This is a genomic window from Pseudomonas sp. R37(2017), from assembly GCF_002113375.1.
Lineage (GTDB): Bacteria > Pseudomonadota > Gammaproteobacteria > Pseudomonadales > Pseudomonadaceae > Aquipseudomonas.
In genome coordinates this window covers 49,826-71,415 of record NZ_NEHO01000017.1, presented here as the reverse complement: position 1 = coordinate 71,415, position 21,590 = coordinate 49,826, and the positions used below count along the sequence as shown (strand labels likewise).

Sequence of the window (21,590 nt, the reverse complement as noted above, 5' to 3'; positions counted from 1 at the left end):
CAGACAGGAATTGTCGGGCAGCGAATGCTGGATGAGCCGGCGTGGTATTGGTCGGATTGAACGACGGCTGGTTTGCCGGGACGATGGAAGACGTCTATTTTCCCTTGGGCCGTAGGAAGGATCTTTTTTTCGAAACACAACTCCAAGGACGAAGCACTTTTGGCCAGACTCCCGGCCAGAACCTCACAAGGACGAGAACATGGCAGACGAACAAGCGCCGCAACGGCTGGATCCGCAGGACATTCTTAAACTCTTGATGGCATTGCGCAGGGCCCTGGAGGCCAAGCCGGCCTGAGCAATCCATCGCCCATAAAAAAACGCCGACGCTATATCAGCCGTCGGCGTTTGAAACCTTGAAGGGGTTTGCTTCGCGAATCAGAACGCTGGCAGTACCGCGCCGCTGTACTTCTTCTCGATGAAGGCTTTCACTTCCGGGCTGGTCAGGGCTTTGGCCAGTTTCTGGATGGCAACGCTGTCCTTGTTGTCCGGACGGGCCACCAGGAAGTTCACGTAAGGCGAATCGGCACCTTCGATCACCAGAGCGTCTTTAGCCGGGTTCAGACCCGCTTCCAGTGCGTAGTTGGTGTTGATCATATCCAGGTCGACCTGATCCAGCACGCGCGGCAACATGGCCGACTCAAGCTCCTTGAACTTGAAGTTGTGCGGGTTCTTGGCGATGTCTTTCGGCGTGGCCAGGGCATTTTTCGGGTCTTTCAGCTCGATCAGGCCAGCCTTCTGCAGCAGGATCAGGGCACGGCCGCTGTTGCTGCCTTCGTTCGGGATGGCGATGGTCGCGCCGTCCTTGAGCTCGGCCAGGGTTTTGACTTTCTTCGAGTAGCCGCCGAAAGGTTCAACGTGTACGCCGATCACGGTTTCCAGGTGAGTGCCTTTACCTTCGTTGAAGCTTTTGAGGTACGGCAGGGTCTGGAAGTAGTTGGCGTCCAGGCGCTTCTGGTCGACCTGCACGTTCGGCTGAACGTAGTCGGTGAAGACTTTGATTTCCAGGTCCACGCCTTCTTTGGCGAGGGTTGGCTTGATCAGCTCAAGGATCTCGGCGTGTGGAACCGGGGTTGCCGCAACCACGAGTTTTTCGCCAGCCTGGGCCAGGCCCGCAGTGAGGGCAGCCGCCAGTGCGGTGAACAACAGAACCTTTTTCATGCAGTGTCCTTATCGAAAATCACAGTCGCTTGTGGCGACGGCTTGAAAACGAGAGTGCCAGTGAAGTGCTATCGCTGGCGTGAAGCGGACAATACCGGGATTTTTTATTCCCGAACAATAACCTTTATTCAGCTTCATATTCCATTTTGTTCATACAGCTCTAACCCGCGCGTTACCCTGTAGGAGCGGGTGCCCGCTTGCGGCAAGCTCGCGATGGTGGACCAGACACCTCGGGGTATCAGGCAGCCAACGTCATCGTTGACGACCATCGCGAGCATGCTCGCTCCTACAGAAGTCCAACGCTTAAGAGCAGTTGTTTCAAGGCATCTTTTTCGGTGTCGGAACCGTGGCCAAGAATCCGCTTGAGCTGCCGTTCGATCTGCCCCAGCCCTTCGTCAGGCAAATTCAAATGTTCTGGCAAGACCTCGTCGCCCGTACTCACCAGCAGCGCAAAGTGAATGACGTTTTCCAGCTCCCGGGTGTTGCCCGGCCAGCTGTGACGTTCAAGCACAAGCTGCGCTGCTTCACTGATCAGCGGCACCGTCAGGCCGAGGCGCTGGCTGTAGATGCCGAGGAAGTATTCGGCCAGCGGCAGAATGTCCCCCGTACGCTCGCGCAGCGCCGGCAGTTCGAGCGGGCCTTCGCTGAGGTAGTGATAGAGCCGTTCATGGAATTTCCCGGCGGCAACCGCCTGGGCCAGATCGATGCTGGTGGCTGCCACCAGCCGCACATCCACCGGGCTCGGCTGATGAGCACCGACGCGAGTGACTTCGTGGTTCTCCAGGGCGGCGAGCAGCTTGATCTGGATCGGCAGCGGCAGGTCGCCAATTTCATCCAGGTACAGCGTGCCGCCGTTGGCCGAACCGAACCACCCGGCACGACTGCTCGCCGAGCCGCTGTAGCTGCCCGCGGCGTAGCCAAACAACTCGGCGTCGGCGTAAGTCGGGCTGATGGCGCCGCAGTTGACCGACACGAACAAGCCGCCGCGATCACTGGCGCGGTGGATATGGCGCGCCAGCAATTCCTTGCCGGTGCCAGTCTCGCCTCGGATGAGCACTGACACCGAACGTGAGGCCAGTTGTTCAAGGTCTTTACGTAATTGCCGCGAACGTGGGTCGACAAACACCAGCGCCTTGGCACGGATGCTCAGTGGACTTTTTTCGGCATCGGGAAAAGTCAGCAGCGGCTGACCGAAGGTTTCAAGGCTCATGGCAGACTCCCGCCCAAACCGCCGGGAGACGGGGGCGTTTACGGAAAATGAAAATTCAACAGGTTCAAGCGCGGCGCAGGGCGTGGTGTTCCATGCGGTTCTGCAAACGATAGAGATAGGCAAAGCCCTGCTCCCAGCGCTGGTGACCGGACTTCACGTTGATATGCCCCGCCCCCGCCAGAATCCCCGCCTCGGCACCCCAGTGGCGCGCCAGTTCCAGGGCCCGTGGTGCACTGACGGCGCTGTCGTTGTCGGAGCTGACGACCTGGCTCGGGAATGGCAACAGGTCCCTCGGGATTGGCGCGAAGTTGCGCAAGGCCGGCGCGCAGGCCGGGCGCTCGACATCCGCCGGTGCGACCAGCAGGGCGCCGCGCACTTGACGCAAAAACTGCGCAGGAGCGGTGGCCGCCCAATGGGCGACGGTGATGCAACCCAGGCTGTGGGCAATCAGGATGACCGGTGTACTGTCGGTGGCTATCGCCTCGGCCAGCGCCGCCACCCAGTCTTCGCGACGCGGCGTCAGCCAGTCGGCCTGCTCCACCCGCGCACTGTTCGGCAGGCTGTTGTGCCAGTGGCTTTGCCAATGATCTTCCGGCGATCCTTGCCAGCCCGGCACAATCAGGTAGCGAATTGATTCGTTGCGCATGGGGAAGCTCTCCTGCTGCGTGTCTGTTCCCGATCGAGTATAGGGAGAGGATTTATATCCGTTAAGGAATAAGAAGCTATTTATTAAGATCAATACAGAATATTAAACACAAAACCTGTAGGAGCGGGTGCCCGCTTGCGGCATGCTCGCGATGGACTCAAGAGCGCCGCGTTTAGCCAGTAAACACGCGTTATCGTTAACGACCATCGCGAGCATGCTCGCTCCTACAAGGGGGGGTGCTGCTGAAATCGAGGCAAAAAAAAGGGCCGCACCCTGCCAAGGAGACGGCCCCGGAAACTCAAATCTGCCAGTGTTGATCAACAACTGTGGGGCCGATGATTGGCGAAACTGGTTATCTAATAAAGGAATATTTAATTACCTTATTAGACCTAAAACGCATATACCAATAAACCGCCATCAACCCCGCATGTGTCACAAACTAACCTCTCTTTGGGTCAACTTGATGACCAGGATTTTTCCATTTGAATTTCCGGGCGCATGGCTCAGACCTGAGCGGCCTGCACTTGCCGGGGTTCTACGGTTTCCTTGCGGATAAACCGGTTGGCCCGACCGAAGGTGCCGATATCGTTGAAACGCACGCCCATCTCGCGCATGACTTTATGCGCCACCGCTGCCGACATCTGGCGGATGTAGAACGGTTCCTTCACCACGAAGTGATGGATGCCATGGGTGCTGCCGAAGTTGAAACAGAACGCCTGCAACGGCCACAGCCACCACGCGTTCAGCACCTGGGTCTGCTGCATCACGTTGCCCGGCTCCACGTCACCGTAGTAATGCATGTTCGAGCTGATGAAGTGCAGGCAGAACGTACGCAAAACGTTTGGGCCGATGATCACGACTGCCGCGATGTCGATCACCTGCATCACCGACAGCATCGTCGTCGACCACTCGATCGGTGCGTCCATCAGATGCGCAACGCCGTTCGCTGCGTGGAAACCGAGAAACACGTACCACGCGCCCCAATGCATCAGCGCCAGCGGCGCGTAGACCTTCAGCGTTCGGTAAATGATGCTGAACTTCATGGCCCAGGTCCTGGCCCGCAGCATGCGGATGAACGACGACATGATGTTGTCGCCGATCATCAGCAACCGCGCGAAACCCCAAGGCTCGCCGTTGGTGATGGCGCGTTCTTCCATGTCGGCTTCGGAGCCGGAGACCTTGTGGTGGTTGAGGTGCAGGTGGCGGCGAATCCACGGATTGATGGTGCTGGGCCGCGCCAGCCATACCAGGCCCATCATCAGGTTGTGCGGCACCTTTTGCTTGCGGAAGTACATGCTGTGGATCAGGTCGTGTTCCAGCTCATGGGTCAACGAAGCGAAAAACGCGTTGAGCAGCAGACATGCCCACCACGCCATGTGCCCGGTCATGTAGAGCGCCGCCGAGCCGACCATGCCTGCGAGCGCAAAGGCCAGAATGCCCGCGCCCATGGCGTCCTGATGCTTGAGAATCGGGTAGCGCTCGCGCAACTCGACGCCTTTGGCCAGGACTACTTCACGGATATGGGCCGATCGCTGTGATGCATTCAGTCGCTGGGGGCTTGCAGAAGTACCGCTCATGCTTCCATCCTCTGGTTATCGATGGTTGCATCCTGCCTTGCGGACCTTCGCAACGCGGTAGCCGAGAACGCCAACCTGTTGACCGGAAGCGCCAATCAGCATGACTGAACCGACCTCCCTCGCCAGCTGGACCCGTGCCCTGCGCAAGCAACTCGATGCCCTGGGCATCGACAGCACTGCCCTGTGCCAGCAAGCGGGGCTCGACCCACAACTGATGGACGACCCGAACGCGCGCTATCCGTTGTCGGGCACCACTCACCTGTGGAACCTGGCGGTGCAGGCCAGTGGCGACCCGGCGATTGGCTTGCGGGTTTCGCGTTTCGTCAGCCCGACCACTTTCCATGCGCTGGGTTATGCGCTGGTGGCCAGCGGCAGCCTGCGGGAAGTGTTCGAACGCATCGTGCGCTATCACCAGGTGGTCAGCGATGCCCTGGAACTGGAACTGACCCGCGCCGATGATCGCTACTGTTTCCGCCTGAAAATCCCCACCGGCAACCCGGCCCCGGCCTTCGAAGCCATCGATGCCTTCATGGCGATTTACGTGCGCACTTGCCGCAATCGCCTGGGTCGCGACTATGCGCCGCTGGCGACCTACCTGCGCCGCCCGGAGCCGGAAGATGCGCACCAATGGCATAAAGTCTTTCGCTCGCCCGTGCACTTCGACACCGACGAGGATCGACTGGAATTCGCCCTCATCGACTTCGACAGCCATCTGGACGACGCCAACCCGGAACTGGCCGAACACAATGAGACCGTGCTCAAGCGCACCCTGGCGCAACTCAAACCGCTGACGTGGGAGCGCAAGGTCCGCGACGCTATCGAAGAACAACTGCCCGAAGGCGAACCCAGCGCCGAGCACATCGCCAAGGCCCTGCACCTGAGCCTGCGCAGCTTGCAACGGCACCTGGCCGATGAAGGCTGCCGGTTCGACACCCTGCTCAACGAAAGCCGCGAAAATCTCGCGCTGCTGCACCTGCGGGACCCGCAGGTGTCGCTGAGCGAAATCAGTTATCTGCTCGGGTTTGCCGACACCAGCAGTTTCAGTCGCGCGTTCAAGCGCTGGACGGGGATGACACCGGGGCAGTTTCGGGATGGGTTGCGGTGATGTAGCCCTGAAAATGGGTTGCCTGGGCTGGCCTCTTCGCGGGCAAGCCCGCTCCCACAAGGGATATGCATCGAGCTTCAGATTGTGGCCAGCGCCCGCAACCGCTCGGCATCGAGGATTTCGATTTCGCCGTAACTCAGCCCGATGATCCCCTGCCCCTGCAATTCCTTGAAAATCTGGTTGGTGGTCTGGCGCGACAGCGACAACATGGCGGCAAGCTGCTCCTGGGGCAGTTGCAGGACGCGGCGCGGTTCGTCGAGTTCGCCATAGCCTTCGGCGATCATCAACAGGCGGTGCGCCAGCCGTGCCGAGGCCGGCAACAGGCTCAGTTGCTCAAGGTTGATGAAGGTCATGCGCAGTTTCTGACTCATCAGCAACGCCAGTTGCCGCCAGTGCTGCGGATGCTCGTCGAGTAGCGCCAGCAAGGTGCTCTGGGGGATGTGCAACAGTGTGCACTGGCCTGCGCCGTAGGCATCGTGGGTGCGCGGCTGACCGTCGAACAGACAGATCTCACCGAACCAATGCGGCGGCTCCACCAGGCTGAGCAACGCTTCCTTGCCCTGCTCGTTCACGGCCCCCACACGCACTGAGCCTTCGAGTACCGCATACAGGCCACAGGGCGGATCGCCGCGCTTGAACAGCCGCTGGCCCGACGACAAGCGTCGCAGCCTGGCCACTGACAGCAGACTATCCTGTAGGGAAACAGGCAAATGGCTGAACCACTGACCGCTCATCAGGCGTGGACGCCAGACCTGCATATCCATGAAAACTCCTAGAGATTGTCGCCTGGCTGACAGAGCGGGAAGTGGCCCCGGGGCATGATCGACTACCCCACAGGAGAACAACAATGAAAAGCCTCGTCGACCACCTCAGTCAATACGCCGCCTACCACCGTGACCCGCGCAACATCGCATCGCACTTTATCGGCATTCCGCTCATCGTTGTGGCCGTCGCGGTGTTGTTGTCCCGGCCGGAGTGGTCGCTGGGGGGTGCCTGGGTATCGCCAGCGGTACTGGTTTCACTGGCCTCGGCGTGGTTCTACCTGCGCCTTGAGTTGCGTCTGGGCGTGCTGATGACCCTGTTGCTCGGGCTGAGTGTCTGGGCCGGTCATGCGCTGGCGCAACAAAGCACGCTGGTCTGGTTGAGCAGCGGCGTGGCGATGTTCGTGATCGGTTGGGCGATCCAGTTTGTCGGCCATCACTACGAGGGGCGCAAACCGGCATTTGTCGATGACGTGACCGGGTTGATTGTCGGGCCGTTGTTTGTGGTGGTTGAGTTGGCGTTCATGTTGGGAATGCGCCATGAGCTCAAGGAGCAGATCGAGGCGCGGTCGGGCGCGGTGCGGGTCAATCCGAAGCGTGCGGCTGTCTAGATTGCATTCGCGAGCAGGCTCGCTCCCACAGTGATTTGCATTGTTCACAAATCTTCTGTGGGATCCTGCTCGCGAAGCTTTTGCTTTAGATGTTGGCGACTTTCTGCCAGACCTTCGGCTTGAAGAACAACGTCTCGCCCTTCGCCAACCCGATCAGGCTGTCGTGATCCTTGACCACTTCGGCCTCGATCAGATCGCTCTGCCCTTCGACCTTCAGCGTCACCCGCGTCGTCGCGCCCAGCGGACGAATATCGCGCACCTCGGCTGCGTGGTGATCTTCCAGTTCATGGCGCGACAGCGACACCTCGTGCGGGCGGAACAGCACGTGCCTGTCTTCGCCCAGGTGCAGACGGTTCGAATCACCGAGGAAGTGATAGACGAAATCGCTGGCCGGGTTTTCGTAAACGTCGCCCGGTGAGCCGATCTGCTCGATCACACCCTTGTTCATCACCACGATACGGTCGGCGACTTCCATCGCCTCTTCCTGGTCGTGGGTCACGAACACCGAGGTCAGGTTGATGTCTTCGTGCAACCGCGCGAGCCAGCGGCGCAGCTCCTTGCGAACCTTGGCGTCGAGGGCGCCGAAGGGCTCGTCGAGCAGCAGCACTTTCGGCTCCACCGCCAGCGCCCGGGCCAACGCAATGCGCTGGCGCTGGCCGCCTGAGAGCTGTTCCGGGTAGCGGTCCGACAGCCAGTCCAGTTGCACCATGTTCAGCAGTTCGTGAACCTTGGTCGCGATCTGGCTTTCGCTCGGGCGCTGGTTTTTCGGCTTCATGCGCAGGCCGAACGCGACGTTGTCGAACACCGTCATGTGGCGGAACAAGGCGTAGTGCTGGAACACGAAGCCGACGTTGCGATCCCGCACGTCATGGCCGGAAACGTCTTCACCGTGGAACACGATGTTGCCCTGATCCGGGGTTTCCAGGCCGGCGATGATCCGCAGCAGCGTGGTCTTGCCGCAGCCCGACGGACCGAGCAACGCGACGAGTTCGCCGCTCTGGATGTCCAGGCTGATGTTGTCCAGCGCCTTGAACGCGTTGAAATTCTTGCTGACGTTACGCACTTCGATCGACATGAATTATTCCTCCGCGGCGCTGGCGCGCAGGCGGTTGATACGGTTTTCGCTCCACTGCTTGAGCAGCAGGATGAAGAGCGCCAGGATCAGCAAAAGGCTCGCCACGGCGAACGCGGCCACGTGGTTGTATTCGTTGTAGAGGATCTCGACGTGCAGCGGCAGGGTGTTGGTCACGCCGCGAATGTGCCCGGAAACCACCGATACCGCACCGAATTCCCCCATGGCCCGCGCGGTGCACAGCACCACGCCGTAGATCAGACCCCATTTGATGTTGGGGACGGTGACGTGCCAGAACATCTGCCAGCCGTTGGCCCCGAGCAGGCGTGCAGCTTCCTCCTCCTGAGTGCCTTGCTCCTGCATCAGTGGGATCAGTTCACGGGCCACGAATGGCACGGTGACGAAAATCGTCGCCAGCACGATGCCCGGCAGGGCGAACACGATCTGAATGTCGTGATCCTGCAACCACGGGCCAAACAGGCCCTGGGCGCCGAACATCAACACATACACCAGACCCGCGATCACCGGCGATACCGAGAACGGCAGGTCGATCAGCGTCACCAGCATGCTCTTGCCGCGGAACGAGTATTTGCTCACGCACCAGGCGGCGCTGACACCGAACACCAGGTTCAGCGGCACCGAAATCAGTACGGCGATCACCGTGAGTTTCAGTGCCGACAGCGCGTCCGGCTCAAAGATCGCGGTGAAAAACGCACCGAGGCCGAGCTTCAGGCCCTGGGACACCACGATGAACAGTGGCAGCAGCAGGAACAGGGCAAAAATCAGCCAGCCAAGGCCGATCAGGATTCGCCGCGAAGTCGCACTGCCACGACGGGCAGCGTTCGAGGACGCGGCAGCAATAGACGATTGGGACATGGGTGCCGCCTCCTTATGGGGTTTCGATGCGCCGCTGCAACAAGTTGATCAGCAGCAACAGAACGAAGGAAACCACCAACATCAGTACACCAATGGAGGTAGCGCCGGTGTAATCGTATTGATCGAGTTTGACCATGATCAGCAGCGGCAGGATCTCGGTTTTCATCGGCATGTTGCCGGCGATGAAAATCACCGAACCGTACTCGCCGACCCCACGGGCAAAGGCCAAAGCGAAACCGGTAAGCCATGCCGGCAGCAGTGCCGGCAGCAGGATATGGCGGAACACCTGCAAGGGTTTTGCCCCCAGGCACGCCGCCGCTTCTTCGACTTCGCGAGGAATATCGGCCAATACTGGCTGTACGGTACGTACTACGAATGGAAGTGTCACAAAAGTGAGGGCAAGGGTGATGCCCAGAGGGGTGTAAGCGATCTTGAAACCCAGATCCGCTGCAAATTGACCGACCAGGCCGGTAGGCGTGTACAGCGCGGTCAGCGCAATACCGGCCACCGCCGTGGGCAATGCGAACGGCAAGTCGATCATTGCATCGATCACTTTTCGTCCAGGGAAGGTATAGCGCACCAATACCCAGGCCAGCAGCGTGCCGATGACGCCGTTGATGATCGCGGCACAAAGTGCCGTGCCGAAGCTGAGCTTCAGCGCGGCCAATACTCGTGGCGCCGAGATGATTGCCCAGAACTGATCCCAGGTGAGTTGAGCGGCATGCACGAACATCGCCGCCAGCGGTATGAGCACAATCAGGCTGAGGTACACCAAGGTGTAGCCCAGCGTCAGCCCGAAGCCGGGTATGACGGGGGAGATACGACGCGACATAAAAGTCCTTGGTTAACGGATAGTTTTAACTGTAGGAGCGAGCATGCTCCGGGCGGCGTTCCGACGAAGCTCGTCAGCGATAACGCGTTCATTCTGAATGACTGCGCTAGCCTTGCGTTCTTCGCGAGCATGCTCGCTCCTACAGTGTTTTTTACTGCGCCTGGTAGATCTGGTCGAACACCCCGCCGTCATTGAAGAACTTCGGTTGCGCGGTTTTCCAGCCGCCGAAGTCCTTGTCGATGCTCACCAGTTCCAGTTTCGGGAACTGCTGGACGTACTTGGCGGCCACGTCCTTGTCACGCGGACGATAGAAGTTCTTCGCTGCGATCTCTTGCCCTGCCGGGCTGTACAGGTGCTTGAGGTAGGCTTCGGCGATCTGCTCGTTGCCCTTTTTCTCGGCGTTTTTGTCGACCACCGCCACTGGCGGTTCAGCGAGGATCGACAGCGAAGGCACGACGATGTCGAACTTGTCGGCGCCGCCCTCTTCTTTCAGGGCCAGGAAGGCTTCGTTTTCCCAGGCCAGCAACACGTCGCCCTGACCGTTGTTGACGAAGGTAATGGTCGAGCCGCGAGCCCCGGTATCCAGCACCGGCACGTGCTTGAACAGGGTTTGCACGTATTGCTTGGCCTTGGCTTCGTCACCGCCATTGGCTTTGAGGCCGTAGGCCCAGGCCGCGAGGAAGTTCCAGCGCGCACCACCGGAGGTTTTCGGGTTCGGCGTGATCACCGAGACGTCATTCTTGATCAGGTCGCCCCAGTCCTTGATGCCTTTCGGGTTGCCCTTGCGCACCAGGAACACGATCGTCGAGGTGTACGGCGTGCTGGCGTCCGGCAGGCGCTTTTGCCAGTCCGCCGGCAGGGTCTTGCCGAGCTTGGCGATTTCGTCGATATCACCGGCCAGGGCCAAAGTCACAACGTCGGCACGCAGGCCATCGATCACCGCCCGGCCTTGCTTGCCCGAGCCACCGTGGGATTGCTGGATCTTCACGGAATCGCCGGCATGCTCCTTCTGCCAGAACTTGATGAATTCGGCGTTGTAGTCCTGGTACAGCTCGCGGGTCGGGTCATACGACACGTTGAGCAGTTCGTAATCCTTGGCTACCGCGGAACCGGCAAAAAGGCCGGTGGCCAGGGCGGCCAAGGCGAAGTGGCGAATCGACGACATGATGAAAGCTCCTGGAATTCTTGGTGTGCTGGCTTTTTCTTATGGATAACGGGAACCGCGATGCCTGTTTCGCCTCAGCCCGGCTTGTTGCCCGGCTGCTGCAAACGGAATTTTTCCTTGCGCTCGATCTGCACCACTTGGGCGTTGTGCACGGTGATTTCCACGGCACCAAAGCGCAGGTCGCGCAGGGCACTCTGGATTTCCCGCAGGATGGTGGCTTCGTCTTGACCGTCGACGCTACGCAGGGATGCGCTCATATTGCTGCTCCTTCAACTGAGAGATTGCCTCGCAGTGTCGGCACTGCTTGCGGCTTGGGAGCAATACTAGAGGCGTGTTTATATTCTTAAAAAGACTATTTAAGAATGTTTATATAACCAGAAGAGATTATTTGGCGGGACAAGGGTTTGCGAGGGATTGCACCTTTCAGTCGCACGCAAACCCCCTGTAGGAGCGAGCATGCTCGCGATGGAGGTCAACGATGACACTGGCTACCTGACACCCCGCGGTGCCTGCGCCTCCATCGTCGGAACGCCGCCCGGAGCATGCTCGCTCCTACACGATCACCGGGGCATGCGCCCAATCCAGCTGCGCCGCCGGCACCGGTCGCCCGAACCAATAGCCCTGCCCCAGATCACACCCCTGCCCGAGGAGGAAAGCCGCCTGCTCAGCCTGTTCGATCCCCTCGGCATGGACCTGCATGCCCATGCTTTGGGCCAGCGCAATGATCACCCGCGAGATCGCCGTATCATCCTCATCCCACGGCAATCCGGCGACGAAACCCTGGTCGATCTTCAACTTCTGCACCGGCAGACGCTTGAGCCGCAGCAGCGATGAGTAACCCGTACCAAAGTCGTCGATGGCCAGGCGCACCCCCAACTCGCGTAGACGATGCATCTGCTCCAGCGCGACTTCCGGGTCCTCCATCACCGCGCTTTCGGTGACTTCCAGCTCCAGACAAGCCGGCTCCAGCCCGGTTTCGCGCAGCACCTGCGCCACCTGCTGATACAGCTCACGACGGGCGAACAGGCGCGAAGAAACGTTGACCGCGACGAACGACAGCACCACTCCGTCCTGCTGCCAGCGGCACATCTGCCGACACGCCTGCGCCATGACCCAGGCATCGATTTCGGCGATCAGGCCAGTTCGTTCGGCGACCGGAATGAACTCCGCCGGTGACACCAGGCCCCGCTGTGGATGCTGCCAGCGCACCAGCGCCTCGACACCGATCAGGCGACTGCTCTTGAGGTCGTGAACCGGCTGGTAGTAAACCCGCAGCTCCTGCTGGTCCAGGGCGCGGCGCAATTCGGTGGCCATCTCGACCCGTTGCTGGGCGTGGGCCGTCAGCTCTTCGGTGTACAAGGCATAATCATTGCGCCCCGTGCTCTTGGCCTTGAACAGCGCCGAGTCGGCGTTACGCAGCAGTTGCTCGACGCTCAGGGCATCGCTGGGGAACAAGCTGATACCGATGCTGGTGTTGATGAACAGCTGGTGCCCATCAATGAGGAACGGTTCTTTAAGGCCATCGATAATCCGTTGAGCCAACGCAGCGGCCTGAACCAGTTGCGGACAGCTTTCAGCGAGTACGGCGAACTCATCCCCACCCAGTCGCGCCAGGGTGATGCCCGGTCCGAACATGGCCGCCAGACGCCCGGCCACGGCCTTGAGCAACTGATCGCCGATGGTGTGGCCGAGGCTGTCGTTGATCATCTTGAAGTGATCGAGATCGATCATCAGCAGCGCGCAACCACGCTTGTGGACCTGTGCCGAGGCCAGGGCCTGTTCGGCGCGATCGTTGAACAGCAGGCGGTTCGGCAGGTCGGTCAGCGGATCGTGGTGCGCCAGGTGCATCAACTCGAGTTCAGAGTTCTTGATTGCACTGATATCGGAAAACACGGCCACATACTGGCTCGGCTGGCCGTATTCGTCGCGGGTCAGGCGAATCGTTTGCCATTGCGGGTAAATCTCGCCGCTTTTGCGCCGGTTCCAGATCTCCCCACTCCACTCTCCAACACTGGCGAGCGCGGCAAACATCGCCTGATAAAACTCGGCGGAATGTCGCCCGGACTTGAACAGATTGGGCCGCTGCCCCAGCACATCCTCACAGCCATAACCGGTGATCTCCATGAAGGCCCGGTTCACATGAACGATCACGCCTTCCCGATTGGTGACCAGAACGCCTTCTCGAGTGCAGTCGAACACTGCCGCTGCCTGGCGCAGACGCTCGCGGTTGGCATTGTGCTCGCGCAATGTGACGCCGATGCCCAGGCATCGCAGCAACCGCGCCCGGGCAATGAAAATCAACCCGGCGCTAAACAGAACCCAAACATAACCGTTGATCAGTTGCCAGCGCAGTCGCTCGACAGAGCTATCGAAGAAACTGTTCAATAAATAACCACTGATCTGCAGCCAAACCAAAGAAAGCAACAGATAGAGCAGCGCTGCACGCAAGGCATCGCGATAGGTGGCAGACATCCGGCGATCCATGTCCTTACAAAAAAACAGGAATTATAGTTTAAAGGCACCTCCAGCCACTCTTATCTGAAAGGGCGACTGGTTTTCTGTGTGGGCTTAGTGATAATGCATCGGCTGTTTTTCCTTTATCGAGGGCCCTATAGCCTATGTGGTACGAAGGTTTTCTTGGCTTGTCGCCCTGGTCACTGGTGGCAGTCACCCTGCTGATGACCCACGTGACGATCATCGCTGTCACGGTCTATCTGCATCGTTATTCGGCCCATCGCTCTCTGGAGCTGAACGGGGGCCTCAAGCATTTCTTCCGTTTCTGGCTGTGGCTGACCACGGCGCAGAACACCCGCGAGTGGACCGCCATCCACCGCAAGCATCACGCCAAATGCGAAACCGTCGATGACCCGCACAGCCCGGTCATCAAGGGTTTGTCCACGGTGCTGCGCAAAGGCGCCGAACTGTACCGCGCCGAAGCGGAAAACCCCGAGACGCTGCGCATCTACGGCAAGAACTGCCCCGAAGACTGGATCGAACGCCATCTCTACACACCTTACCCGCTGCTGGGCGTGGCGATCATGGGCGTCATCGACCTGCTGCTGTTCGGCACCATCGGCATCACCATCTGGGCTATCCAGATGATGTGGATCCCGGTCTGGGCCGCCGGCGTGGTCAATGGCCTGGGCCATGCCATCGGCTACCGCAATTTCGAATGCCGCGATGCGGCGACCAACCTGGTGCCGTGGGGCATCCTGATTGGCGGCGAAGAACTGCATAACAACCATCACACCTACCCTAACTCGGCAAAACTGTCGGTGAAGAAGTGGGAATTCGACCTGGGCTGGGCGTGGATTCAAGTCTTCAGCCTCCTGCGCCTGGCCAAGGTTCAGCGGGTTGCGCCGATTGCCCACCGCGTCGAAGGCAAGGGCAACCTGGACATGGACACCGCCATGGCGATCCTCAACAACCGTTTCCAGATCATGGCCCAGTACCGCAAGCTGGTCATCGGCCCGCTGGTCAAGCAAGAGCTGGAAAAGGTCGATCACTCGGTGCGTCACCAGTTCCACCGGGCCAAACGCCTGCTTTCGCGGGAGACCAGCCTGCTGGATGACAAACACCACATGCGCATCCAGAACATGCTCGAGCACAGCCAGGCACTGAAGGTAATTTACGAGAAACGCCTGGCCCTGCAGCAGATCTGGGTCAAGACCAGCTCAAATGGTCATGACATGCTGGCGGCCATCAAGGACTGGGTACACGAAGCCGAAGCCAGCGGGATTCAATCCCTGCGCGACTTCGCCGATCAGTTGAAAACCTACTCGCTGCGCCCTGCCGCCGTCTGAGCCGATAAAAATGTGGGAACGAGCCTGCTCGCTCCCACATCGGTTTATCGCCTGACTGAAAATCACGTCACCAGTACCGCCCGGCGGGAGCCAGCGCCCTCGCCGCCAAAGGCGGGAACTTCATCCCAAAAGCCCTATCTCAAAGACACTTCGCCCCCGGCGGGCTTGGTGTTGGCCGCTGTCGAGCACGCGGCATGTCCTTTGAGATTTGTGTCGATGGCCCCAAAAAACCTGCAAGACTCATCGCCGCCACATTCGCCCGAGGCTGCGCAGACCCTGATAGCGCTGATGCACGCCCAAGGCGAAGTCGCACGCCTGACCGAACGCGAGCAGTTGCTCAGCACCCTGCTGACAAGCGTCAACGCGGTACTGTGGGCATTCAATTGGGAAACCCGCCGAGTGCTGTACGTCAGCCCCGCCTATGAACGGATCTTTGGTCGTTCGGCCGATCGGCTGCTGGCCGACTGCAATCAATGGCGCGACAGTATTCACCCTGACGACCTGGACTATGCCAAACGCAGCCTGGCCGAAGTGCTGGACAAAGGCGCTGTCGAAGACCGCGAGTATCGAATCATTACCGCCGACGGCCGGGTGCGCTGGCTCAGCGACAAATGCTTTATCAACCTTCAGGCCGAGCCCGGCCAACCCGTGATCATCGTCGGTCTCGCCGAAGACATCACCGACAAGAAGCAGATGGAAACCGAGCTGCATCGCCTGGCCACCACCGACGCCCTGACCCAGAGCAGCAATCGCCATCACTTCTTCGAGTGCGCCCGCCGCGCCTTCACACACGCCCGACAACAGGGCGAGCCGCTGTCGTTTCTGATGCTGGACATCGATGACTTCAAGACGATCAACGATACCTACGGCCACCAGGCAGGCGACAACGTGTTGCAACGCATTGCCGAAAGCGGCCGCGCGGCGTTGCGTCGCGGCGACCTGTTCGGACGCATTGGCGGTGAGGAGTTCGCAGCGGTATTTCCCGGCTGCACGCCGCAGATGGCCCTGCAAGTGGCTGAACGCTTGCAACGGCAGATTCAGCGATTGAGGTTCATGCAGGAAGGCCAGGCGTTTGGCATCACCATCAGCCAGGGCCTGACCAGCCTGAGCGCCGCGGACGAAAACGTGGAACTCCTGTTTTCCCGGGCGGATGCGGCGATGTATCAGGCCAAGCGCGACGGCAAGAACCGGATTGTCACGGCCTGACCAGCCACCACAGAACCCATGTGGGAGCGGGCTTGCTCGCGAAGGGGCCGTGTCAGTCACCTTCTATGTCGACTGACACTCCGCTTTCGTCGGATCGCCGCCCGGAGCAAGCCCACTCCCACAGGGATTTGTGTTGTACTTACTTCCTGCGCAAACGCATCAGCTCCGGCAAGCCAATCTTGAGCAACCGTGCCGTCCGGCTCTTTGCCAGCGCCTCGATGCCCTCATGCTCGCTCAGACGCGCCATCTGTGCCGCCATGTTCATCACCAACGCTTCGCGGGAATAAACCCCGCCACCGAGCTGGTAGGCCGCCGCAATCAGCTCTCGCAACTCCAGCGGCAGACGCCAGCGCGTGCGCAGGGCAGAACCATAGGCCGCGCCATATTCGACCAGCGCTTCACCCACCTCCTCCAGCTCGTCGAGTTCGCCGCCAGCCTGTTTCCACTCCTGCAAACAGCGCAGCAACGCCAGATCGCCGAGACGATGCAACATGCCGGCGCAATAGCAGCGCTCCTGATCCAGATCGAGCAGGCGCGCCAGGGTTCGGGCGTATTCGGCGGTGTGCAGTGACAGGTCCCAATAACGCTCGGCATAGTCGGCCAATTGCGGATCGCTGAGCCGGGCGCTGCGCTTGAGCGCCAGCCCGAGAATCAGGTTCATGCTCTGCCCGGTGCCCAGGCAATGCAATGCCTGGGACAGGGTCTGCACCGCGACGCCACGGTGCTGGGCCGCGCTGTTGGCGGCGGCGATCAGCACAGCCGTGACCTGCGGATCGGTGCGGATTTCCTCTTCCAGCACCGTCAGGTCGAGCCCGTTGGGATTGAGGCTGCGTTTGACCGCCACCTGCACATCGGTCATCAGCGGCGCGCCGTCGGCCAACTCTCGCCGACGCTCCAGATACACTGGCAACGTCATGCCCGGCGCCAGCGACGGCACTTCGCACGAGACTTCTTCGCCAGCGTTCAGCAGCAATCCCTGCAACCGATGGGTCAGGTTTTCCATGTTCAGGGGCTTGGTCAGGTACGCGGCCGGCGCGAGCGGCAAGGCCTCACGCACGCTGGCACTGTCGTTGCGACTGCTCATCAGAATGAACGACAGGGGTGGATTGCGCTTGCGCTGGCGGATACTGCGCAGGACATTCAGGCCATCGACGCCGGGCAGCTCCCAATCGGCGATCACCAGGTCATAGGGGTTGGCGGCCAACAGCTCCAACGCTTGCTGGCCATCGGCGCACAAATCCAGCCGCGCATCGCAGCGTACGTTCAACAACACTTCCTTGAGCAGATCCCGGGACCAGGGGTCGGCCTCGGCAATCAGGACTCTTGGAACGGCGGGTAAAATGACGGTTGTCATACAGCTCTCCCTGGCAATGCGCAAACCTTAGCCAATGCTGGCCGTTCGATACAACGTTAACCCGCAGGATGTGTTTGCAGAGGCATGAAAAAACCCGCCGAAGCGGGTTTTTTGTCGATCAGGTCACACTTACCGATCAGAGCTCGGCGAAGCACTCTTCGATGATCGCCAGACCTTTGTCCAGTTGCTCGTCTGGCGAGGTCAGCGGTACCAGGACGCGCAGAACGTTGCCGTAGGTGCCGCAGGACAGCAGGATCAGACCCTTGTCGCGAGCCTTGGCCACAACGGACGCCACGGCTGCGGCGTTCGGCTTGTGGCTGTCGCCATTTTCGAACAGCTCGACAGCGATCATCGCGCCCAGGGCACGGACTTCACCGATCACCGGGTACTTGGCCTGGATGGCCTTCAGGCCGGTGACCAGACGCTCGCCAACAGCCTTGCTACGATCCAGCAGGTGCTCTTCTTCGAACACTTCCATCACGGCCAGGGCCGCGGCGCAAGCGATCGGGCTACCGGCGTAGGTGCCGCCCAGGCCGCCTGGAGCGATGGCGTCCATGTATTCGGCCTTGCCGCACACACCGGCCAGCGGGAAGCCGCCAGCGATGGATTTGGCGAAGGTGGTCAGGTCGGCAGCAACGCCCATCTGTTCCATGGCGAAGAAAGTACCGGTACGGCCAGCACCAGTCTGCACTTCGTCAGCGATCAGCAGGATGCCGTGCTGGTCGCACAGGGCACGCAGACGCTTCATGAACTCTTTGGGAGCGACGTAGAAACCACCTTCGCCCTGAACCGGCTCGATGATGATCGCGGCGATGTCTTTCGGCTCGGCGTCGTTCTTGAAGATGCGCTCGATGGAAGCGATCGAATCGTCGATGCTCACACCGTGCAGTTCGTTCGGGTACAGCGCGCGGAAGATGCCGCCTGGCATCAGGCCCATGCCGGCCGAGTAAGGCACGACTTTACCGGTCAGGCCCAGGGTCATCATGGTGCGACCGTGGTAAGCGCCAGTGAACGCGATCACGCCAGCACGGCCAGTGGCGGCACGGGCGATCTTGATCGAGTTTTCCACGGCTTCGGAACCGGTGGTCACCAGCAGGGTTTTCTTGGCGAAATCACCTGGCACCCTGGCGTTGATTTTTTCGCACACTTCCACGTACGGCTCGTAGGCCAGAACCTGGAAGCAGGTGTGGGTCAGCTTGTTCAGTTGCTCGGTCACGGCCGCGATGATTTTCGGGTGCACGTGGCCGGTGTTCAGTACGGCGATACCGCCGGCGAAGTCGATGAACTCACGACCTTCAACGTCAGTCACGGTAGCGTTCTTCGCGGAATCGGCGAAGATCGGGTGAATCTGGCCAACACCACGTGGAACTGCGTTGGTACGGCGGGCCATCAAATCAGCGTTAGTCTTGCTCATTACATTCCTCATTCGCCGCTCATCGGTCGGCGTGGTTCAAGGATAAAGCGACGGGGAGCAACGGCGGCAGCATGCGATGATCGACTGCCACGGCGCTCCCGGCCACCGAGAAAATTCCGGTTTGAAGCGGCGCAAAGGGACAGCGCTCTCGTGCCCTTTGCGCTTGAAGCAACAACTAGCCGGGCTTAGATGCCCAGGCAGAGGTATTTGATTTCCAGGTAATCTTCGATGCCGTACTTGGAGCCTTCACGGCCCAGGCCCGAGGCCTTGATGCCGCCGAACGGCGCGACTTCGTTGGAGATCAGACCGGTGTTGACGCCGACCATGCCGTATTCCAGGGCCTCGGCCACACGGAACACACGACCCAGGTCGCGGGCATAGAAGTACGAGGCCAGACCGAACTCGGTGTCGTTGGACATCGCGATCACGTCGGCTTCGTCTTTGAAGCGGAACAGTGGAGCCAGTGGGCCGAAGGTTTCTTCCTTGGCCACGGCCGCGTTGTTCGGCACGTTGGTCAGGATGGTCGGCTCGAAGAAGTTGCCTTCCATCGGCTTGCCGCCGGCCAGTACGGTGGCGCCTTTGTTGACCGCGTCAGCGATATGCTCTTGCACCTTGGCCACGGCTTTTTCGTCGATCAGCGGACCCGTGGTGGTGCCGGCTTCCAGACCGTTGCCGATCTTCAGTTTGGCCACAGCGGCTTTCAGCTTCTCGGCGAAGGCGTCGTAAACACCGTCCTGGATGTACAGGCGGTTGGCGCAGACGCAGGTCTGGCCGTTGTTGCGGTATTTGGAAACGATCGCGCCTTCGACGGCCTTATCCAGGTCCGCATCGTCGAACACGATGAACGGTGCGTTGCCACCCAGTTCCAGGGACACTTTCTTGATGTCCTTGGCGCATTCCGACATCAGCTGGCGACCGATTTCGGTCGAACCGGTGAAGGACAGCTTGCGCACGATCGGGTTGCTGGTCAGCTCGCTGCCGATATCGCCGGCGCTGCCGGAAACTACGCTGAACACGCCAGCCGGGATGCCGGCACGCTGGGCCAGTTCGGCCAGGGCGAACGCGGAAAACGGAGTTTGCGAAGCAGGCTTGAGCACCATAGTGCAACCGGCGGCCAGGGCCGGGCCGGCTTTACGGGTGATCATCGCAGCCGGGAAGTTCCACGGAGTGATTGCAGCGGTCACGCCGATTGGCTGCTTGATCACGATCAGGCGCTTGTCTGGCTGGTGGCCTGGAATCACGTCACCGTAGATGCGCTTGGCTTCCTCGGCGAACCATTCGATGAAGGAAGCGGCGTAAACGATTTCGCCCTTGGCTTCGGCCAGTGGCTTGCCTTGCTCCATGGTCATCAGGCGAGCCAGGTCGTCCTGGTTCTCGATCATCAGTTCGAACCAGCGACGCAGTTTGCCCGCACGTTCCTTGGCGGTCAGTGCACGCCAGGCCGGCAGCGCCTTGTCGGCAGCTTCGATCGCACGGCGGGTTTCGGCAGCGCCCATTTTCGGCACGGTGCCCAGAATTTCGCCCGTTGCCGGGTTGTTGACCTTGATCGTCTGACCATTGTCCGCATCGACCCACGCGCCATCAATGAAGGCTTGCTGGCGGAACAACTGGGTGTCTTTAAGCTGCATGTCGGCTTTCCTTAACAGCACCGCGCACGCGCGGAGCAAATTATGATTGTAGAAAGGCGCCTCGATAGGCTGCCGTCAGGGAAATCATTCACCGGGCTGAAGCACATAAATAGCGCACTGATTCAAATCGTGCGGTTCAGCACCCAGACAAGAGCGTTTGAAATCTCAAACGAATCCTAGGATCAAAGGGGGTAAAGGACAATAGCCTGTTCGAAAAAAAGAACGAAAACGACGCTTTTGCCAATGTTTTCTGATCAACGTAGCGAATGCACGTTACGCTTGTAATAAATGTAGGCGATTCAGCAGCATGGACGCCCGCAGCGCATATGAGTATCATGGCGCCCGCATTGCACCAGTAGCTCAGCTGGATAGAGTACTGCCCTCCGAAGGCAGGGGTCGTGGGTTCGAATCCCGCCTGGTGCGCCATACCGCTGTAACGAGAAAGCCTCAGGCCTTATGGGTCTGGGGCTTTTTTGTGGGCGTCATCTTCAGGAAATCGAACAGGCTCAGGGCGTCGATGCCCAGAGCAGCGAATCCACATCCAATCCAAAGTTTTCTTGGCCTTACCTTCTTCAGTTTGTTTAGAATGATGGCACATTGCCTCAAATCACAATGGATTGTCCCGCTCGGGATTTCTTACGCTCATAGAGATATTGGAAATGATGATGTTAAAGCGTTGCCTGGTACTGTCGATCGCTGCTGTTCTTGCTGGTTGCCAAACGTCCGGTGAGGAGTATCAAGCAGATGTGTTCGATGCCAGTCAGGTAAACACTCAGCAGGAAGCTAAAACGGTAAAAATTCTCACGATTTCGCCGAGCAAGATCAAAGTCAGCAACGAAAAGAACAAGAAAGCAGCCATGATGGCGGGCGGGGTATTGGGTCTGATCGGTGGTGCCGCACTGGGCAACACGAAAAACACCGACACAGCCATTGTCGGCGGTGTAGCCGGTGGCGCTGCAGGCGCCATGGCAGGCTCGCTGGTAGATGACACCACCCTGGTTCCGGGCGTGCTGATTGGTTATTCCGAAAGCGGCAAGATCTACACGTCTACCCAGGTGGGTCGCCCTTGTGAGTTCAAGGTTGGCGAAATTTCCCTGATGGTGATGACAGTCTCCAACGAAACTCGCATTCAGCCGAATGCAACCTGTCCAGAACCCAAGAAAAGCTAAGGG

The 21,590-nt window shown here is 59.8% G+C and carries 19 protein-coding genes and 1 tRNA gene; 6 read left to right on the top strand and 14 right to left on the bottom strand.

The window, feature by feature from the left end:
* Window positions 1–375 precede the first annotated feature (375 nt).
* The 4 genes from CAG47_RS22710 to CAG47_RS22695 form a co-directional block, all read right to left on the bottom strand.
* A complete protein-coding gene (locus CAG47_RS22710) occupies window positions 376–1,158 on the bottom strand; it encodes a MetQ/NlpA family ABC transporter substrate-binding protein (RefSeq protein ID WP_007972924.1) in 783 nt (260 codons plus the stop codon).
* 286 nt (window positions 1,159–1,444) lie between these two features.
* Window positions 1,445–2,368: a sigma 54-interacting transcriptional regulator gene (locus CAG47_RS22705; RefSeq protein ID WP_085727623.1), complete on the bottom strand. Its 924-nt coding sequence runs from the start codon at window positions 2,366–2,368 to the stop codon at window positions 1,445–1,447.
* 64 nt (window positions 2,369–2,432) lie between these two features.
* A complete protein-coding gene (locus tag CAG47_RS22700; RefSeq protein WP_085727621.1) occupies window positions 2,433–3,014 on the bottom strand; it encodes an alpha/beta hydrolase in 582 nt (193 codons plus the stop codon).
* 503 nt (window positions 3,015–3,517) lie between these two features.
* Window positions 3,518–4,591 (bottom strand): fatty acid desaturase, encoded by a 1,074-nt coding sequence (locus CAG47_RS22695; RefSeq protein ID WP_085727619.1) that lies wholly within the window; start codon window positions 4,589–4,591, stop codon window positions 3,518–3,520.
* 100 nt (window positions 4,592–4,691) lie between these two features.
* On the opposite strand from CAG47_RS22695, the gene CAG47_RS22690 reads away from it, so the two are divergent.
* Window positions 4,692–5,696, top strand: coding sequence for an AraC family transcriptional regulator (locus tag CAG47_RS22690; RefSeq protein ID WP_085727617.1), 1,005 nt, complete (start codon window positions 4,692–4,694; stop codon window positions 5,694–5,696).
* 77 nt (window positions 5,697–5,773) lie between these two features.
* On the opposite strand, the gene CAG47_RS22685 is transcribed toward CAG47_RS22690, so the two are convergent.
* A complete protein-coding gene (locus CAG47_RS22685; RefSeq protein ID WP_085727615.1) occupies window positions 5,774–6,460 on the bottom strand; it encodes a Crp/Fnr family transcriptional regulator in 687 nt (228 codons plus the stop codon).
* Between the two features lie 83 nt (window positions 6,461–6,543).
* Here CAG47_RS22685 and CAG47_RS22680 point away from each other — a divergent pair, with 83 nt between their 5' ends.
* The gene (locus tag CAG47_RS22680; protein ID WP_085727613.1) at window positions 6,544–7,068 is read left to right on the top strand and encodes a DUF962 domain-containing protein; all 525 of its coding nucleotides are present in this window, start codon (window positions 6,544–6,546) and stop codon (window positions 7,066–7,068) included.
* 85 nt (window positions 7,069–7,153) lie between these two features.
* Here CAG47_RS22680 and CAG47_RS22675 read toward each other — a convergent pair whose 3' ends face one another.
* The 6 genes from CAG47_RS22675 to dibA all read right to left on the bottom strand — a co-directional run bounded on the left by CAG47_RS22675 (window position 7,154) and on the right by dibA (window position 13,485).
* Window positions 7,154–8,143, bottom strand: a complete 990-nt coding sequence (locus CAG47_RS22675) for a sulfate/molybdate ABC transporter ATP-binding protein (protein ID WP_085727611.1) — start codon at window positions 8,141–8,143, stop codon at window positions 7,154–7,156.
* Window positions 8,144–8,146: 3 nt separating this feature from the next.
* Window positions 8,147–9,016 carry a sulfate ABC transporter permease subunit CysW gene (gene cysW / locus CAG47_RS22670; RefSeq protein ID WP_007972954.1) on the bottom strand — a complete coding sequence of 290 codons (870 nt, stop codon included), beginning with the start codon at window positions 9,014–9,016 and terminating at the stop codon, window positions 8,147–8,149.
* A 13-nt stretch (window positions 9,017–9,029) separates the two neighbouring features.
* On the bottom strand, window positions 9,030–9,848 hold the full coding sequence (cysT, locus tag CAG47_RS22665) for a sulfate ABC transporter permease subunit CysT (protein ID WP_085727609.1): 819 nt from the start codon (window positions 9,846–9,848) through the stop codon (window positions 9,030–9,032).
* 151 nt (window positions 9,849–9,999) lie between these two features.
* A complete protein-coding gene (locus tag CAG47_RS22660) occupies window positions 10,000–11,013 on the bottom strand; it encodes a sulfate ABC transporter substrate-binding protein (protein WP_085727607.1) in 1,014 nt (337 codons plus the stop codon).
* Window positions 11,014–11,087: 74 nt separating this feature from the next.
* On the bottom strand, window positions 11,088–11,270 hold the full coding sequence (oscA, locus tag CAG47_RS22655; protein ID WP_007975618.1) for a sulfur starvation response protein OscA: 183 nt from the start codon (window positions 11,268–11,270) through the stop codon (window positions 11,088–11,090).
* A gap of 295 nt (window positions 11,271–11,565) precedes the next feature.
* On the bottom strand, window positions 11,566–13,485 hold the full coding sequence (gene dibA / locus CAG47_RS22650; RefSeq protein WP_085727605.1) for a phosphodiesterase DibA: 1,920 nt from the start codon (window positions 13,483–13,485) through the stop codon (window positions 11,566–11,568).
* A gap of 146 nt (window positions 13,486–13,631) precedes the next feature.
* Between dibA and desA the strand changes: the two genes are divergently transcribed.
* Entirely contained in the window at window positions 13,632–14,816 is a 1,185-nt protein-coding gene (desA, locus tag CAG47_RS22645; RefSeq protein ID WP_085727603.1) for a delta-9 fatty acid desaturase DesA, read from the top strand.
* A gap of 216 nt (window positions 14,817–15,032) precedes the next feature.
* Complete coding sequence (locus CAG47_RS22640; protein WP_085727601.1) at window positions 15,033–16,022, top strand: sensor domain-containing diguanylate cyclase; 990 nt, start codon at window positions 15,033–15,035, stop codon at window positions 16,020–16,022.
* A 139-nt stretch (window positions 16,023–16,161) separates the two neighbouring features.
* On the opposite strand, the gene CAG47_RS22635 is transcribed toward CAG47_RS22640, so the two are convergent.
* From CAG47_RS22635 to gabD, 3 genes are all read right to left on the bottom strand, one after another.
* Window positions 16,162–17,376, bottom strand: a complete 1,215-nt coding sequence (locus CAG47_RS22635) for a response regulator (RefSeq protein ID WP_085727599.1) — start codon at window positions 17,374–17,376, stop codon at window positions 16,162–16,164.
* 136 nt (window positions 17,377–17,512) lie between these two features.
* A complete protein-coding gene (gene gabT, locus CAG47_RS22630; RefSeq protein ID WP_085727597.1) occupies window positions 17,513–18,790 on the bottom strand; it encodes a 4-aminobutyrate--2-oxoglutarate transaminase in 1,278 nt (425 codons plus the stop codon).
* A gap of 185 nt (window positions 18,791–18,975) precedes the next feature.
* Window positions 18,976–20,418, bottom strand: coding sequence for an NADP-dependent succinate-semialdehyde dehydrogenase (gabD, locus tag CAG47_RS22625; protein WP_085727595.1), 1,443 nt, complete (start codon window positions 20,416–20,418; stop codon window positions 18,976–18,978).
* A gap of 349 nt (window positions 20,419–20,767) precedes the next feature.
* On the opposite strand from gabD, the gene CAG47_RS22620 reads away from it, so the two are divergent.
* Window positions 20,768–20,844, top strand: a tRNA-Arg gene (locus CAG47_RS22620).
* A gap of 233 nt (window positions 20,845–21,077) precedes the next feature.
* Complete coding sequence (locus CAG47_RS22615; RefSeq protein WP_085727593.1) at window positions 21,078–21,587, top strand: hypothetical protein; 510 nt, start codon at window positions 21,078–21,080, stop codon at window positions 21,585–21,587.
* Window positions 21,588–21,590: the final 3 nt, after the last annotated feature.

Bases quoted from the DNA above. Each gene is read 5' to 3' on its own strand.
- CAG47_RS22710 (WP_007972924.1), bottom strand. From the start codon at position 1,158: ATGAAAAAGGTTCTGTTGTTCACCGCACTGGCGGCTGCCCTCACTGCG.
- CAG47_RS22705 (WP_085727623.1), bottom strand. From the start codon at position 2,368: ATGAGCCTTGAAACCTTCGGTCAGCCGCTGCTGACTTTTCCCGATGCC.
- CAG47_RS22700 (WP_085727621.1), bottom strand. From the start codon at position 3,014: ATGCGCAACGAATCAATTCGCTACCTGATTGTGCCGGGCTGGCAAGGA.
- CAG47_RS22695 (WP_085727619.1), bottom strand. From the start codon at position 4,591: ATGAGCGGTACTTCTGCAAGCCCCCAGCGACTGAATGCATCACAGCGA.
- CAG47_RS22690 (WP_085727617.1), top strand. From the start codon at position 4,692: ATGACTGAACCGACCTCCCTCGCCAGCTGGACCCGTGCCCTGCGCAAG.
- CAG47_RS22685 (WP_085727615.1), bottom strand. From the start codon at position 6,460: ATGGATATGCAGGTCTGGCGTCCACGCCTGATGAGCGGTCAGTGGTTC.
- CAG47_RS22680 (WP_085727613.1), top strand. From the start codon at position 6,544: ATGAAAAGCCTCGTCGACCACCTCAGTCAATACGCCGCCTACCACCGT.
- CAG47_RS22675 (WP_085727611.1), bottom strand. From the start codon at position 8,143: ATGTCGATCGAAGTGCGTAACGTCAGCAAGAATTTCAACGCGTTCAAG.
- cysW (WP_007972954.1), bottom strand. From the start codon at position 9,016: ATGTCCCAATCGTCTATTGCTGCCGCGTCCTCGAACGCTGCCCGTCGT.
- cysT (WP_085727609.1), bottom strand. From the start codon at position 9,848: ATGTCGCGTCGTATCTCCCCCGTCATACCCGGCTTCGGGCTGACGCTG.
- CAG47_RS22660 (WP_085727607.1), bottom strand. From the start codon at position 11,013: ATGTCGTCGATTCGCCACTTCGCCTTGGCCGCCCTGGCCACCGGCCTT.
- oscA (WP_007975618.1), bottom strand. From the start codon at position 11,270: ATGAGCGCATCCCTGCGTAGCGTCGACGGTCAAGACGAAGCCACCATC.
- dibA (WP_085727605.1), bottom strand. From the start codon at position 13,485: ATGTCTGCCACCTATCGCGATGCCTTGCGTGCAGCGCTGCTCTATCTG.
- desA (WP_085727603.1), top strand. From the start codon at position 13,632: ATGTGGTACGAAGGTTTTCTTGGCTTGTCGCCCTGGTCACTGGTGGCA.
- CAG47_RS22640 (WP_085727601.1), top strand. From the start codon at position 15,033: ATGGCCCCAAAAAACCTGCAAGACTCATCGCCGCCACATTCGCCCGAG.
- CAG47_RS22635 (WP_085727599.1), bottom strand. From the start codon at position 17,376: ATGACAACCGTCATTTTACCCGCCGTTCCAAGAGTCCTGATTGCCGAG.
- gabT (WP_085727597.1), bottom strand. From the start codon at position 18,790: ATGAGCAAGACTAACGCTGATTTGATGGCCCGCCGTACCAACGCAGTT.
- gabD (WP_085727595.1), bottom strand. From the start codon at position 20,418: ATGCAGCTTAAAGACACCCAGTTGTTCCGCCAGCAAGCCTTCATTGAT.
- CAG47_RS22615 (WP_085727593.1), top strand. From the start codon at position 21,078: ATGATGATGTTAAAGCGTTGCCTGGTACTGTCGATCGCTGCTGTTCTT.